The organism is Paracoccaceae bacterium (genome assembly GCA_012103375.1).
Classification (GTDB): Bacteria; Pseudomonadota; Alphaproteobacteria; order Rhodobacterales; family Rhodobacteraceae; genus WLWX01.
Genome location: WLWX01000001.1, coordinates 3,260,278 through 3,274,724, shown reverse-complemented (window position 1 = coordinate 3,274,724; position 14,447 = coordinate 3,260,278). Strand labels below are relative to the sequence as shown.

The window sequence follows — 14,447 nt, the reverse complement described above, 5'->3', positions numbered from 1 at the left end:
TATCTGATGGGCTTTTTCCTGCGCTGGCTGTTCGCCTTCTTTCTGATCGCGGCAACGTTCAACCCGACCGATCTGAACTATGTCACCTGGGCGCGCGACAATTGGGATGGTCAACTGCCGCTGGTGGTTCTGTTCGGGCTGGTTTTGTTCGTCGGCTACGTGATCTATCTGCGCGCCACGCTACGCTCGATCGGGTCCTTCGGTATGCTGCTGGTCATCGCGATTGTCGGTGCCTTGATCTGGGTCCTGTGGGATAGGGGGATTCTGAGCTTTGACAGCCGCGCGACCTCTGGCTGGATCGCGATAATTGCGCTGTCGGTGGTTCTTGGCATCGGGCTAAGCTGGAGTTTCGTGCGCCGTGCCATGTCGGGCCAATACGACGTGGACGATGCCGATCAGTGAATCAGCGGTGCGGGATAACCGGCGGTAGACCCTAAGGCGGCTTGCGGCGCGCGCCCTGAACCACTAGATACCGCCCGTCCACCCCGGTCGAAAGCAAGAAGCCCATGGAAAACGTCGTCCTTGTCATCCACCTGATCCTTGCCCTGTGCCTGATCGGTGCCGTGTTGTTGCAACGTTCGGAAGGTGGCGGCCTTGGGATCGGCGGCGGTGGCGGCGGGGCCGTTTCGTCGCGCGCAGCGGCGACCGCAATGGGCAAACTGACCTGGGGATTCGCAATCGCCTTTATCTGCACCTCGATCGCGCTGACGATCATCGCGGCGCAGAAGTCATCGACCTCGTCAGTTCTGGACCGGATCACCGATACTCAGATCACCGAGCCTGCGGCCGAAGACAGCCTGCCAGCGGGCGAAGACCTGTTGCCGCCGACATCCGGCGATACTCCGCTGGTGCCGCGCGCCGACTGATCAGCGATCTGGTCGTCAGACACGAGATAGCTGGCGGCGCGCCCAGACGCGGGATTCCTGGGGGCCAGCCCCCAGACCCCCGGGATATTTCTGGGTCAATGATGGGCAGTTGTTCGGCGTTTTGTTGCTGTGGCACCTACTATCGCTAGAATTTTTGGCGCGGATAACCGCAGGATATTGCGGTTCGGCTGCGAATCCTTTATGGCTCAAATCCCGTGATACTGGCCCGTTTGGGGTCGGAAATTGCCGCTGCATTCGACATCACGGGGGTCCCGCAAATCCATGGCACGATACGTATTTATCACCGGCGGCGTGGTGTCTTCGCTTGGCAAGGGGTTGGCCTCGGCCGCGTTGGGCGCGTTGTTGCAGGCGCGGGGGTATTCTGTTCGGCTGCGCAAGCTGGACCCGTATCTGAACGTCGATCCTGGCACGATGTCGCCATTCGAACATGGCGAGGTTTTCGTCACCGATGACGGGGCAGAGACCGACCTGGATCTTGGCCACTATGAGCGTTTCACCGGGGTGTCGGCACGCAAGACGGACTCGGTCTCGTCGGGGCGGATCTATTCAACCGTGCTGGAGAGGGAACGGCGCGGAGATTACCTGGGCAAGACCATCCAGGTGATTCCCCACGTCACCAATGAGATCAAGGATTTCATCGCCATCGGTGATGATGAGGTTGATTTCATGCTGTGCGAAATCGGCGGCACCGTGGGCGATATCGAGGGGTTGCCGTTTTTCGAAGCGATCCGCCAGTTCGCGCAGGATCGCCCGCGCGGCGAATGTGTCTTCATGCATCTGACGCTGTTGCCCTGGATTGGGGCTGCGGGCGAATTGAAGACCAAGCCGACGCAACACTCGGTCAAGGAACTGCGTTCGATCGGGATTGCGCCAGACGTTCTGGTCTGTCGCTCTGACAAGCCGATCCCGGAGAAGGAGCGCGAAAAGATCGCGCTGTTTTGTAACGTGCGCAAGGAAGATGTGATCGCCGCGCCCGACCTCAAATCGATCTACGAAGCGCCGCTGGCCTATCATCGTGAAGGGCTGGATCAGGCGGTTCTGGATGCCTTCCGCATTGCGCCCGCCCCCGCGCCGAACCTGTCCGTCTGGGAAGATGTTGCCGACCGGATTTTCAACCCCGAAGGCGAAGTTCGCGTCGCCGTCGTCGGCAAATACACGCAATTGGAAGACGCCTATAAATCCATCGCAGAAGCGTTGACCCACGGCGGCATGGCGCATCGGGTTCGGGTCAGGCTTGAATGGATCGACGCCGAGATTTTCGAACGCGAAGACCCCGCCCCCTGGCTGGAAGGGTTCCACGCGATCCTGGTCCCCGGTGGATTCGGCGAACGTGGCACCGAAGGCAAAATCAAAGCCGCCGAATTCGCACGAACCCGCGGAATCCCCTACCTGGGAATATGCCTGGGCATGCAGATGGCGGTGATCGAGGCTGCGCGAAACCTCGCCGGGATGGAAAACGCGGGCAGCCAGGAGTTTGACCACGAAGCCGGTGAAGAACGCTTTGAGCCGGTGATCTTCCACCTGAAAGAATGGGTCAAAGACAACCAGAAGATCGCCCGCACCGTGTTGGACGACAAGGGCGGCACAATGCGCCTGGGCGCTTATGCGGCGACGCTGGAGGCTGGATCAAAGGTTGCCGAAGTCTACGGCACGACAGCGATCGAGGAACGCCATCGCCACCGGTATGAGGTGGACATCAAATACCGCGAAAAGCTGGAGGCGGTGGGGTTGAAATTTTCGGGGCTGAGCCCGGACGGCCGCCTGCCCGAAATCGTCGAATGGCCAGATCATCCGTGGTTCATCGGGGTGCAGTTTCACCCGGAATTGAAGAGCAAACCCTTTGCGCCGCATCCGTTGTTTGAAGGGTTTGTCGGGGCGGCGAAGGAAGTGTCTAGGTTGGTTTGAGGTGCGCCAATCAATGCATTTGAGCGTTCAACGCCTCGTCAGATGTTTCCTTACACCATTGGCCTGCCTCGCCATAGCATCCTCCGGACTGCCCGCCGCGGCCTCGGAACCCAATATCCAGCTGTGCAGCTACGACGATCTGGGCACACCAATCAGGATCAACTTCGAAGACCCGCGCATCGAACACGAAACACTAATCGACGATGTCTTTGGAATCGGAGATGTCGCTTTCGGAGAAAGCTTCAGTCCGCGGCGTCCGAACATTTTCGAATCCTGGTACACTCGGGCGCATACGACAACGCGCGACCGGAAGCTGCCAGCCCTCTGAGAGTGTATTCCGGGACCGCCGAAGAAAATCTCGCGCTGGTGAAAACCAACGAATCCCAAATGCTTGCTGGTCTCGGACCGCCCCCTGATTTCCTTACCGGAAACGGCTCCATATCGTTCGAATTTGACCACGCTCAGGTCGCTGTTGGGTTCAAGGTCTTGGCGTTGGGTGGGAAATACAAAGGCGGTACAATCAGGATTCACGTGTTTGATACTTCGGGCACGCATTTGACCTATATCTATTTCGAGATTTCAGGCGCGTCTCGGGTCGCATTATGTACACAGAACGGGCTCGCGGTGATCGGCGGAATCACAATTTCAAACGTTGTGCCCGGCGGCATCGCGATAGATGATATCAAATATGGTCACGCGGCCATGATCAGCTGAAGCCTCAGTTGTCCGATTGCCTCTGCTCAAAGGACCCCCCATGCCCAAAGCCTACTGGATCGCCAACAACATCGTCCATGACGCCGAGACTTATGAGAAATACAAAGCCGCCAATGCCGCCCCTTTTGCGCGCCACGGCGCGCGTTTCGTCATTCGTGGCGGGCAGCAAAAGGTCGTCGAAGGCACGGCGCATCCGCGTTCGGTTGTTATTGAGTTCCCGAGCTATGCTGCCGCGCTCGCCTGCTATGAAGATCCTGAATATCAGGCTGCCAAGGCGATCCGCGAAGAAGTGTCGGATGGCACCGTAATCATCGTCGAAGGGTACGACGCCTAAGATCAGGTTCAACGTTGCGCAATGCCGGTGCTGTGATACAGAATTCGCCGGGGTGCAATTGGGGGCAGCGCGGTGAAACATGCGCGCACAAGGATTCGTAGGGCAATTCGTGCAGCCGCATGCAAAGCCCTGTGCGGGGCCACAGCCTTTCCGAGTGAACGGGTCTGGGTGCGACCCGAAACCCTTACGCATTTCTTTGGCCCCAGCGTCCGGATCCGGAAATACGGACGCATTCGAGGCGGGTCATGGGACATCGGCGGGCCACGCTTTGACGAAAGCTGGCGCGCGCAGTGTTGCCGGTTGCACTGGCTCGATGGTCAAAGCTGGGCAGAATCCGGTGTCTATGACCACATGGCCGCCGGAATCGCAAAGACAAAAGATGGGGCAATGGACGGGTGCCGGACCCATGATGACGTCGTCAAACGCTATCAACAGTTGGATACGCTTTATGAGGCGGCCAGTGTGCACGGCCTTCCTTCGCGTGCCACATCTGTCGCGGGGCGCATGATCGAACATGACGGAATAACTGTGCACATGGCGCGTGACGGTCGCCTGCTTGTCGGTTGGGGCGGCAATCATCGGCTGGCCATGGCGCAATGTCTGGGGCTGGAATGGGTGCCGGCGGGGCTGGGATTGGTGCACGCCCGCGCCGCACGGCAGTTGCGGTTTCGCCGCAGCGAAGCAGCTCGCACATCGGGTTGGTACATCGCCTGAGGGCCTTACCCGGCGAATGCGGCCTTCCCTCGTCGCCACAATCCCCTATATCTAACACCATGTTTGCAGATCTCATCCGCCGCCTGACGGCCCCCGAACCCGAACCATTGCATGAACCTGACAGCAGGCTGGCCCTGGCCGCCTTGCTGGTACGGGTTGCCCGGTCGGACGATCACTATGCCCCGGCCGAGGTTGCCCAGATCGACCATCAGCTCGCGAAACGCTATGATCTGCCGCTTGCAGCCGCCAAAGCCCTGCGCGGCGAAGCCGAGATCCTGGAAGCCGAGGCACCGGATACCGTGCGTTTCACCCGCGCCATCAAGGATGCCGTTCCGCATGAAAACCGCGAAACCGTGATCGAGGCGCTGTGGGCCGTTGCATTGGCCGATGGTGAACGCGACCATGATGAGGATACGCAGCTACGCCTGGTCGCCTCGCTTCTGGGGGTGAATGACCGCGACAGCGCCCTGGCCCGCCAAAGGGTCGCCGCCCGCGATTGATCGCGCATATGATTGCCAGCCTGCCGATGTACGATCGCCCCGAGGTCCGGGGCGCGACAGATCGCTTTTGGCAGGCGATCCGGGCCGCGTTGGGCGATGGCCCGGAAACCCTGCACAGAAAAGGCGACGCTTGGGAGGATTGGCAATCGCCCGACCTGCTTTTGTCGCAGACCTGCGGCTTTCCCTATCGCAAGCGACTGCATGGCAAGGTGAACCTTGTCGCGACCCCGTCGTATGACCTGCCTTGCAACCCGCCGGGCTATTACCATTCGGCCATGGTGGTTCGTATCGACGACCGTCGGGCAACCCTGACTGATTTTGCCGATGCGGTTCTGGCCCGCAATGACCCGCTGTCGCAATCCGGCTGGGCCGCGCCTGAACACGAGGCGGCAGCGCTCGGGTTTTCGTTTCGCCGCCGGACCATCAATTCCGGCAGTCATCAGGCCTCGGCCCGTATGGTTGCCGAGGGCGGGGCAGACATCGCAGCACTGGACGCGGTCAGCTGGGCGATGATCGAACGCCACGACAGTTTCGCGGGCAATCTGCGTGTCCTTGCCCGCACCCGCCCAACACCCGGGCTGCCCTATGTCACGGCGGCAACCCGCGACCCCGCACCCCTTGCCGCTGCGATCGCAGCCGCGATTCCGGCCCTTTCGCAATCTGACCGCGACGATCTGCTACTGACCGGGCTCGTCCGGATTCCGGCGCAGGCCTACCTTGATGTCTGGACCCCGGCCACCGGTTGATCGCGGCGGCCCATTGCAAACACCGTCAAAATGCAGGCAATCTGGCCGCTGACCTGATCAACGTGAGCGTGCTGCCGTGTCCGACACCGCCAATTCCGATACTGCCCCTGTCATCGACATTCGCGCGCTGCACAAAAGCTATGGCGAACTTGAGGTTCTGAAGGGCGTCGATCTGGTTGCCCCGAAGGGGCACGTTGTATCGCTCATAGGATCGTCCGGGTCGGGCAAATCCACCCTGCTGCGCTGTGCCAATCTGCTGGAAGACAGCCAATCCGGAGAGATCCTGTTCGAGGGTGAGCCAATCAAGTGGCGCGGCACCGGGTTGGACCGTCGCCCGTCTGATCCCGCACAGGTCACCCGTATCCGCACGAACCTGTCGATGGTGTTCCAGCAATTCAACCTCTGGTCCCACATGACCGTTTTGTAGAACGTCATGGAGGCCCCGCTGCATGTGTTGAAACGCGACCGGGACGAGGTTGAGGCCGCCGCCCGCAAATACCTCGCCAAGGTCGGGATTGGCGACAAATGCGATGTCTGGCCCGCGCAATTGTCGGGCGGGCAGCAGCAGCGCGCCGCCATCGCGCGCGCCCTGTGCATGGAACCGCGCGCCCTGCTGTTTGACGAACCAACCAGCGCGCTGGATCCGGAACTGGAACAAGAGGTCGTCAGGGTCATCAAGGACCTTGCCACCGAGGGGCGGACCATGCTGCTGGTCACCCATGACATGCGCCTGGCCCGCGATGTGTCCGATCAGGTTGTGTTCCTGCACGAAGGCCGGATCGAAGAACAGGGCCCGCCCGATCAGGTGTTCAACCGGCCAACCTCGGCGCGATTGCAGAAATTCCTCAGCGCTGGGCAGGCCGCGTGAAACGCCTTGCGCTAATCTGTGCTTTGGTGACTGCGCAGCCCGCGTATCCTCAGGACTTACCCCAACCTGTCCGCCTAGGCACTGACGGCACTTATCCGCCCTATAGCTTCCTCAACCCGGACGAGGGGCTGGACGGGTTCGAGGTCGAGCTTGCCTCGATCCTGTGCGCCGAAATCGCGGCGGACTGCACCTGGGTCCGAATGCCATGGGAAGACCTGATTGCCGCCCTGGATACGGGTAAGATTGACGCCATCATGTCCGGCATGGGCCCGAACCCCGAACGCGCCCAGATCATCGCCTTTTCCGAACCCTATCACGGCAGCGGCAGCGCCGCCTGGCTGGTGCGACGCGGCGATACGCTGGTGCCCGGTGCGCGCGTCGCCGTCCTGAAAGGATCGCTTCAGGAAGGCCACGCAATGGCTGAAGGCTTTGACGTCATCGGAACCGCCACGATCGACGCAGCGGTTGAGGCCGTCGCCGAAGGATCTGCCGATGCGGCAATCGGCATGACTCAGTTAATGGAAGGGTTCGCCGCAGCCTCGGACGGATCGCTGGAGGTGACCAGCGCACGAATATCCTTTGACGGCGGTGTGCGAATCGGTTTCCGACCCGGCGAAACCGCGTTGCTGGATGCGTTCAATGCCGGTCTGGACGCTATAGAACGTAACGGAAAGCTGCGCTAAGTGACCGACAAGTGGTTTCCGCCCGCATCGAACAACTGATAGTCTCCGCGCCACGATCCAACTCTGGGAGAAAAAAATGAAAAAACTGATCCTCGCAACGGCTGCCGTGACGCTCAGCGCTGGCATGGCACTGGCTGCCAGCCATTCCACCGTCCGCCTGGGCACCGAAGGCGCGTACCCGCCGTACAACTTCATCAACGATGCCGGCGAAGTCGACGGCTTCGAACGAGAGCTGGGCGATGAACTGTGCAAGCGCGCCGAACTGACCTGTGAATGGGTCGTCAACGAATGGGATTCGATCATCCCGAACCTTGTCTCGGGCAACTACGACACCATCATCGCCGGCATGAGCATCACGGACGAGCGGGACGAGGTCATTGACTTCACCAACGCCTATATTCCGCCGGATCCGTCGGCCTACGTCACGATGTCGGCGGATGTTGATTTGTCCAGCGGCGTAATAGCGGCCCAGACCAACACCATTCAGGCGGCCTTCGTTGCAAACACCGGTGCCACGCTGGTTGAATTTGCAACACCCGAAGAAACCATCGCCGCGGTCAAGAACGGCGAAGCAGATGCGGTTCTGGCTGACAAAAGCTACCTTGAACCGATTGTTGCGGATGATGCCGACCTGATGATGCTCGACCAGGAAGAGATGATCGGCGGCGGCACCGCCATGGGGTTCCGCGAATCCGATGGCGAGATGCGCGATGCCTTCAACGCGGCGATCCAGTCGATGAAGGATGACGGCACCCTGAATGCGATGATCGCGAAATGGGAAGTCGGCAGCCAGTGGTAAGCTGACGCCGGACAACACCGGATCGGGGGGCCATGCGCCCCCCGGTTTCTGACTGGCCGAGGAGGCCCGCCATCTTCGATTTCTGCGCCGATCCCGAGACACTTGACGGTGTCCGCTGGCTGTCGTGCTATTTGACCACGGGCAAGCACATGGGGCTCTGGTGGTCGTTTCTGACCGTCCTCGCGTTGCTGGGCATCACGGCACCAACCTCTCTGGCATTCGGCTTTGGCGGCGCGGTCGCCGCCCGTTCGGACATTGCGCCGCTGCGCTGGTTCGGCAAGGCCTATATCGCCGTCGTGCGCGGCGTGCCGGACATCGCCTTTTTCCTGTTTTTCGTCATCGCGCTGGATCAGGGCCTGGAATGGACCCGCCACCAGTTCGCCTGCCCCGGCTGGACCGAGCCGATTTGGCAGGGCAACGACTTCCGGGTCTGCGACGCCGCGAAACTGCCCTTGTCAGCCTCGCCCCAGTGGATGCACGAGGTTTACGGTTTCTTCCTGGCCGTCGTGACCTTCGCAATCGTCTTCGGCGCTTTCGCCGCCAACGTTCTGTTCGGCGCCATGCGCTCGGTGCCCGATGGCCAGATGGAGGCCGCGCAGGCCTATGGCATGACCCGCCGCCAGGCGTTTCGCCGCATTCTGGTGCCACAAATGTGGGTCTATGCGTTGCCCGGCCTGTCCAACGTCTGGATGATCCTGATCAAGGCGACGCCGCTGCTGTTCCTGCTGGGCGTTGAAGACATCGTATACTGGGCGCGGGAACTGGGTGGCACCAAGACCCCGAATTTCACCGCCTATCCGCATGGCGACTGGCGGCTGTGGTATTTCCTTGGGCTGCTGGTGTTCTATCTGGCCTTCACCAAACTGTCCGAACGTGTCCTGGGCCGCCTGACCGCCCGTCTGTCACGCGGGCAAGCCACATTTGCTGGTACGTCATGAGCTGCTGGGAGACGATACAGGCCTATGCGCTGCGGTCGATCGGGATTGGCGAACGCCTGTTGCCGCGCGAAGATTTTACCCTGTGTCAGCAATTCACGCTGATCGGCTCGGGCTTGCTGTGGAATATCTACTTCGCGGTCTGCGCGCTGGTGATCGGGTTTTTCATTGCCAATGCAGTGGGTGTTGCGAAATCCGCAACCTCGCCCTGGCTGCGCAAACCTGCCGAGTGGTACGTATTGATCTTCCGGGGCTCGCCCCTCTTCATTCAGTTCTTTCTGGCCTATGATTGTGTTGAAAAACTCCGTTTTAGGGCCTGAACGATGATTTTTCTTTCCATGCAGCCCGATCCTAAATTTTTGGCGCGGGGGTCGGCCCAAATCGCCTACATGCGCTCACGCGCAGCCATGCGCTGTCTCGTGGTCAAAGCTTTCCGACTATTTCGCTTCATAGGTTTTCGCAAGAAATCCGCGACGCTCTGATTTCGGAGTTTTTCAACACAATCAGCGAAAATCATCCAGCCGATCCAGAATACGATCATAGAATTCAACAAGGCCGGGTTCGATCTGTGCGGCAATTGCAGAAACCTCTGAGCAATCAGAGTCCTTCGACAACGCCTGAATAAACGCGGCGTGTCGACCGGCCAATTCGACAAACGCGTCACTATTTGCCAATGCTTCGTCACCGACCAGAATACTGACCGGCGTGCGCGCGGCTTTGCCTTTCAATGTGACAGATCCCGCGTCCAGCAGTGCAAGTCTTTTGGCGCCAACGGCGGTATCCTGTGCGACGACAATATCGTAGCCGATCGGGCGGCACTCTGCCTCGACCCGTGCCGCGACATTCACTGTATCTCCGACCACGGAATAATTATAACGATCGCTGGAACCCATGTTCCCGACGCAGCCGATACCGGTGCTGATGCCAATGCAAATATCGACCGGCACAGACGTTTTCACAGAATTCAGATCGGCCAGCGCCTTGCGCATCCCCAATGCGGCAAGACAGGCGCGTTCGGCGTGATCCTCAATATCAATGGGCGCGTTCCAGAAAGCCATTATTGCATCGCCGATGAATTTATCAATTGTGCCACTTTGTTCTAGAATTTCGGCCCCAAGTCGGTCGAATAACCGATTGAGCATATTTACCAGATCAGGTGCGGACAGCGTTTCGCTGAGTGAGGTGAAACCGCGAATATCGCAGAACATGACCGACAGTGGCCGGATTTCTCCGCCCAGTTTCAGGCTGTGGCCGCTGCGCTCGATCTGTTCAAGAACAGCCGGGGCGACGTAATGTGAAAATGATCTGCGGATCAGCCGTTTTTCGCGATCTGCCACGACGTATTGCCAGGCCAGCAGATTTCCGAAGGCGAACAGCCCACCGGCCAGCGGGAAGGTGACATCCAGAAGAATACCGGTGCGGGTGAATGCCAGCCAGCTTCCGATGACAAGAACGGCGCCGCTTGCGCCGCCGACAATCAAAGAAACCATCGGCCCGGTTCGCACCGCCAGAATAATCACCGCAAGACCGATAATTAAAAAGGCAAGCATCTCTGTGCCTTCGACCACGTCGTTTCGTGTCAGATAATCCCCCAGAAGGATCTGTTCGAGGATCTGCGCATGGATGGACACCCCCGGAACCGCCTGACCCAGCGGCGTGGTCCGAATATCCAACAGCCCTGCGGCAGAGGTTCCGACCAGAACCAGATTGCCAGACAGCTTCTCCATCAGATCAGGATTCACCGTGCCTTTCGGGACGGACAGAACCTCGGCCGCGGATACATAGCTGCGCGAATCTTCGTGGCGCGCATGGAACCACATTTCACCGCGCGCCGTCGTCGGCATGGTGAAATCGGCCAGTCGAAGTTGCAATATTGCGGCATCAAGATCGGCGATGCCCTGCACGATCAACGTGCTTTCACCCAGGCCGGCACGCAGCAATTCCAATGCCAATGCCGGCATCGGCCCTTTCGACGTCTGCCAGGCCATCGGAACGCGGCGCACGACCTGCGCAAGATCACCGGGGCTGATGTTGATGACACCGATGCCGGATGCGGCATCCGCCAGCGCCGGAACAATCGGCGTCAGCGCCCGCGTGGGATAAAAAGCCTCGGACGGGCGCTCTCCGATTTCGACGACGCCGATGCGGGGGGATGGCGCGACGGCACCGGTGTCGATCACTTCCGAGGTGCCCAGCACGACCGGCATTGTTGCCATCGCGCGGGCGAATTGAGCATCGAAATCAAGCGCATTGATAAGATCAGGCGTTACCCCGTCGGCAAGTTCGAACGGCAGGTTGCCCTGTTCCAGGGCACGGGCGGGTGACAGGCGATCATCTTCAGCGAAGATGACGTCGAAGGCCACCGCAGCGACCCCATGGTCGCCAAGGGTCTGGACCATGTCGGCCAGCCGGTTGCGTGGCCAGGGCCACTGGCCGATCTGGGCAAGCGAGGCTTCATCAATATCGATCACCTTCACAGGCAATTCGGCATAGTCGCGCGGTGACAGCCTTTGAAGCTGATCGAAATAGGCAAGCCGAAGCGCCTGAAGCAGGTCGGGATCAGCCAGCCGCACTCCGGCGGCGGCAATCAGCAGCAAGGCGCCGACCAGAACCTGAGAGACCACAGCGCTTTTGATATGGTTAAGAACAGATCTCACAAAGCTGGATTCTCGGGTTGGTGAAGGGGAAGGGGCCAGAATGGCCACCGCGACACGACATGCATGCGAAAGATTTGCCCCGCGATCCAGCGAATTCCAACAACACCTTGGCGACTGCGGCGTTCAGAGCAGACGTCACGCCTGAACTGGTCGAGCGTGCTATTTGTCGTGACCTTTTCCCTGCCCGCCAGCAGAATTGCTTTGCGATGCCCCTTTGCCTTGAGAGTTCCCCCCACCCTTGGTGCCGCTTTGCCCTGGCGCATTGTCGGGTTCACCGCCTGGATCAGGTGTGGGCGTGGGGCTCGGAGTGGGATTGGGAGTTGGCGTCGGTGTTGGAACTTGGGTTGGTGCGATCGTGTTCCGGTTCCGCTGCACGGCGACGGCAAGCAGCTTCTGGCAGCTTGATGAATTGACCCGCAAGCTGCGGCTGACGCGGCGCTGATCAACGGTAAACGGGAATTCGTCGCGCAGAATGGCGGCTTTTTCGGTGTTGTCTTCGGGCACCTGAACCCTGCCACGGCGCGGCGCCAGTACGGGGCTGCAACCACCACCGCGCACCCGCGCACACGAGTTGGTTGACGTGCAGATCTGCACGCCGCCGCCGTGCGTCAGAAGGTTTGTGACCCGCCGACCGCGCACTGTAAAATCGAACTCTGTGCCACGTATGCCCATGGTCGCGGTTGGTGTCTTGATCTGATAAGCCTTCTTGGAACTGCGCCCGGACAGGAAACGAAACGTTCCCGCCGTCGCCGAAACCGAAAACTTTCGCGCGCGGCTGGACGATGACAGAATGACGTCATCAACAGCGAATTTCGAATTTTGGCCGATTCTGTGGAAAAACAACGTGTTGCGGGCGCAGAAAGTAGCGATTTGAACATAGCGCGAGCGCCTTTCTGATCAGGCTTTGCGCGTTTGCTGCGGTGCAGGAAAGATCTTTGCCAGTTTGCGAAGGTTTTGGGCAGTGGCGGCGAGCAGGAATTCGTCATTTGCGCCGCATGGTCCACGTAATCGGAGCCGTCCCAGGCCGAGAATGCGCTTGAGGTGGGCAAAGAGCATTTCGACCTTCTTCCGGAGCTTCACCGAGATCTTGTATTGCGGCGTTTTGGCGATTGCGCGGGCGATGTCGCGAGCGTCCTCATGTTCCTCACGGGTGATCTTACGGGCGTCGGCATTCGGGCAGCACTTCGGCTTGGAAGGACAGGATTGGCAGGTGTGCTTCAGCGCTTGGTACTTGGCCACGCCCTTGCCGGTTGGGCCGCGATTGGGGTCGGAGTAGTTTCGGCGGAACTGCTTCAGAGCCTCGCCTTCCGGGCAGATGTATTGATTGTTCTCGGCATCCCATTCGAAGTCAGCTCGGGACCAGGTGCCATCGGTGCGCCCGGCTTTGTCGAAGACCGGGATGTGCGGTGCGATCTTTTCACCCACCAGCCATCCGAGCATGGGTCCCGATCCGTAGGCGGTGTCGGCGATCAGCCGTTCGGGATGAAGATCGAAGCGCTCTTTGGCCCGCTTCAGCATCGTCTTGGTTGACCCCACCTCGGCTTGACGGATCGACCGTGTCGCTTCCACGTCGACGATGACACCATGATCGGTATCGATGAGATAGTTGTCGGAGTAGGCAAAAAATGCGGGACCCTTACGCGCCGCCGTCCACTGGCTGGCTGGGTCGGAATAGGACGTGAACTTTGGCTCGACCGGTGTCGCTGCTCCGAATGCGGCCTCATCCAGAGTGTCGAGATACTCGCGGACCGCGCGGGGTGCAGCGTCTGCATCGATCCGCGCAATGTCCCATTCTTCCTTTGGCGCAGAGTACTGCTTGTTGGCATCCGCCTCGATCAAGCTGGCATCGACGGCCAGGCGCTGACCGCTGACGAGACCTTCGGCGATGCATCGCGCGACCGTGGTCTCGAAGAGATGGCGCAGCAGCTCACTCTCGCGGAACCGACCATGCCGGTTCTTTGAAAAGGTCGAGTGATCCGGCACCCGATCGGCCAGGTCGAGCCGACAAAACCACCTGTACGCGAGGTTCAAGTGTACCTCTTCACAGAGCCGCCGCTCGGACCGGATGCCGAAGCAGTAACCGACGATCAGCATCCGGATCAGCAGTTCAGGATCGATCGAAGGACGACCGGTGTGGCTGTAGAAATCGGCAAGATGGGCGCGGATGCTGCTCAGATCGACGAAACGATCAATCGATCGCAGCAGGTGATCTTGCGGGACATGGTCTTCCAGCGAGAACTCATAGAACAGCGCCGCCTGTGCTTCCTGCCTCGGTCCCATCATGGCTGATCCTCCCGCTTGTTGAGAGGATTGAATCAGCGCCATAGCCCTCGATCAAGCAGGAGTTTTTCAACACAATCGGCCGATTGTGTTGAAAAACTCCGTTTTAGGGCCTGAACGATGATTTTTCTTTCCATGCAGCCCGATCCTAAATTTTTGGCGCGGGGGTCGGCCCAAATCGCCTACATGCGCTCACGCGCAGCCATGCGCTGTCTCGTGGTCAAAGCTTTCCGACTATTTCGCTTCATAGGTTTTCGCAAGAAATCCGCGACGCTCTGATTTCGGAGTTTTTCAACACAATCGGCACAAAGTTCTTGCGTTGGAAGACTGTTCCAAGAAATAGCTAAAAACAACCCTGATCGCGATGCGATCGTCACTGACGAGCTGAGTGTTTCATACTCCCAACTTAGCGATCTGGTCACGGC

Annotated in this window: 16 protein-coding genes and 1 pseudogene; 13 read left to right on the top strand and 4 right to left on the bottom strand. The window is 59.7% G+C overall.

The annotated features are described in order from the left end of the window. Positions 1 to 6 precede the first annotated feature (6 nt). From GKR99_16765 to GKR99_16705, 13 genes and pseudogenes are all read left to right on the top strand, one after another. Positions 7 to 402, top strand: coding sequence for a hypothetical protein (locus GKR99_16765; protein ID NKB29107.1), 396 nt, complete (start codon positions 7 to 9; stop codon positions 400 to 402). A gap of 104 nt (positions 403 to 506) precedes the next feature. Beyond that, positions 507 to 866 carry a preprotein translocase subunit SecG gene (secG, locus tag GKR99_16760; GenBank protein ID NKB29106.1) on the top strand — a complete coding sequence of 120 codons (360 nt, stop codon included), beginning with the start codon at positions 507 to 509 and terminating at the stop codon, positions 864 to 866. A gap of 282 nt (positions 867 to 1,148) precedes the next feature. Next, the gene (locus GKR99_16755) at positions 1,149 to 2,792 is read left to right on the top strand and encodes a CTP synthase (GenBank protein ID NKB29105.1); all 1,644 of its coding nucleotides are present in this window, start codon (positions 1,149 to 1,151) and stop codon (positions 2,790 to 2,792) included. Positions 2,793 to 3,158: 366 nt separating this feature from the next. Further along, on the top strand, positions 3,159 to 3,506 hold the full coding sequence (locus GKR99_16750) for a hypothetical protein (protein NKB29104.1): 348 nt from the start codon (positions 3,159 to 3,161) through the stop codon (positions 3,504 to 3,506). Positions 3,507 to 3,546: 40 nt separating this feature from the next. Beyond that, positions 3,547 to 3,840, top strand: a complete 294-nt coding sequence (locus tag GKR99_16745; GenBank protein ID NKB29103.1) for a DUF1330 domain-containing protein — start codon at positions 3,547 to 3,549, stop codon at positions 3,838 to 3,840. 168 nt (positions 3,841 to 4,008) lie between these two features. Next, positions 4,009 to 4,554 carry a hypothetical protein gene (locus GKR99_16740; protein NKB29102.1) on the top strand — a complete coding sequence of 182 codons (546 nt, stop codon included), beginning with the start codon at positions 4,009 to 4,011 and terminating at the stop codon, positions 4,552 to 4,554. Positions 4,555 to 4,613: 59 nt separating this feature from the next. Continuing rightward, positions 4,614 to 5,054, top strand: coding sequence for a TerB family tellurite resistance protein (locus tag GKR99_16735; protein ID NKB29101.1), 441 nt, complete (start codon positions 4,614 to 4,616; stop codon positions 5,052 to 5,054). Positions 5,055 to 5,062: 8 nt separating this feature from the next. After that, positions 5,063 to 5,800: a PhnD/SsuA/transferrin family substrate-binding protein gene (locus tag GKR99_16730; GenBank protein NKB29100.1), complete on the top strand. Its 738-nt coding sequence runs from the start codon at positions 5,063 to 5,065 to the stop codon at positions 5,798 to 5,800. 76 nt (positions 5,801 to 5,876) lie between these two features. Continuing rightward, positions 5,877 to 6,668: pseudogene (locus GKR99_16725) on the top strand (ATP-binding cassette domain-containing protein). After that, complete coding sequence (locus tag GKR99_16720; GenBank protein NKB29099.1) at positions 6,632 to 7,351, top strand: transporter substrate-binding domain-containing protein; 720 nt, start codon at positions 6,632 to 6,634, stop codon at positions 7,349 to 7,351. Before GKR99_16725 ends, GKR99_16720 begins: the two are co-directional and overlap by 37 nt. A 76-nt stretch (positions 7,352 to 7,427) precedes the next feature. After that, entirely contained in the window at positions 7,428 to 8,150 is a 723-nt protein-coding gene (locus tag GKR99_16715) for a transporter substrate-binding domain-containing protein (protein ID NKB29098.1), read from the top strand. Between the two features lie 71 nt (positions 8,151 to 8,221). Further along, on the top strand, positions 8,222 to 9,088 hold the full coding sequence (locus GKR99_16710) for an ABC transporter permease subunit (GenBank protein ID NKB29097.1): 867 nt from the start codon (positions 8,222 to 8,224) through the stop codon (positions 9,086 to 9,088). Then, the gene (locus GKR99_16705) at positions 9,085 to 9,405 is read left to right on the top strand and encodes an ABC transporter permease subunit (GenBank protein ID NKB29096.1); all 321 of its coding nucleotides are present in this window, start codon (positions 9,085 to 9,087) and stop codon (positions 9,403 to 9,405) included. Before GKR99_16710 ends, GKR99_16705 begins: the two co-directional genes overlap by 4 nt. Before the next feature lie 183 nt (positions 9,406 to 9,588). Here the strand turns inward: GKR99_16705 and GKR99_16700 are convergent, their stop codons facing one another. From GKR99_16700 to GKR99_16685, 4 genes are all read right to left on the bottom strand, one after another. Further along, entirely contained in the window at positions 9,589 to 11,742 is a 2,154-nt protein-coding gene (locus GKR99_16700; protein NKB29095.1) for a CHASE2 domain-containing protein, read from the bottom strand. Between the two features lie 159 nt (positions 11,743 to 11,901). Further along, positions 11,902 to 12,612: a hypothetical protein gene (locus GKR99_16695; GenBank protein NKB29094.1), complete on the bottom strand. Its 711-nt coding sequence runs from the start codon at positions 12,610 to 12,612 to the stop codon at positions 11,902 to 11,904. A 27-nt stretch (positions 12,613 to 12,639) separates the two neighbouring features. Next, positions 12,640 to 14,025, bottom strand: coding sequence for an IS1182 family transposase (locus GKR99_16690; GenBank protein ID NKB29093.1), 1,386 nt, complete (start codon positions 14,023 to 14,025; stop codon positions 12,640 to 12,642). Between the two features lie 179 nt (positions 14,026 to 14,204). Continuing rightward, complete coding sequence (locus GKR99_16685) at positions 14,205 to 14,444, bottom strand: hypothetical protein (GenBank protein ID NKB29092.1); 240 nt, start codon at positions 14,442 to 14,444, stop codon at positions 14,205 to 14,207. Positions 14,445 to 14,447: the final 3 nt, after the last annotated feature.

Bases quoted from the DNA above. Each gene is read 5' to 3' on its own strand.
- GKR99_16765 (NKB29107.1), top strand. From the start codon at position 7: ATGGGCTTTTTCCTGCGCTGGCTGTTCGCCTTCTTTCTGATCGCGGCA.
- secG (NKB29106.1), top strand. From the start codon at position 507: ATGGAAAACGTCGTCCTTGTCATCCACCTGATCCTTGCCCTGTGCCTG.
- GKR99_16755 (NKB29105.1), top strand. From the start codon at position 1,149: ATGGCACGATACGTATTTATCACCGGCGGCGTGGTGTCTTCGCTTGGC.
- GKR99_16745 (NKB29103.1), top strand. From the start codon at position 3,547: ATGCCCAAAGCCTACTGGATCGCCAACAACATCGTCCATGACGCCGAG.
- GKR99_16735 (NKB29101.1), top strand. From the start codon at position 4,614: ATGTTTGCAGATCTCATCCGCCGCCTGACGGCCCCCGAACCCGAACCA.
- GKR99_16730 (NKB29100.1), top strand. From the start codon at position 5,063: ATGATTGCCAGCCTGCCGATGTACGATCGCCCCGAGGTCCGGGGCGCG.
- GKR99_16715 (NKB29098.1), top strand. From the start codon at position 7,428: ATGAAAAAACTGATCCTCGCAACGGCTGCCGTGACGCTCAGCGCTGGC.
- GKR99_16705 (NKB29096.1), top strand. From the start codon at position 9,085: ATGAGCTGCTGGGAGACGATACAGGCCTATGCGCTGCGGTCGATCGGG.
- GKR99_16690 (NKB29093.1), bottom strand. From the start codon at position 14,025: ATGATGGGACCGAGGCAGGAAGCACAGGCGGCGCTGTTCTATGAGTTC.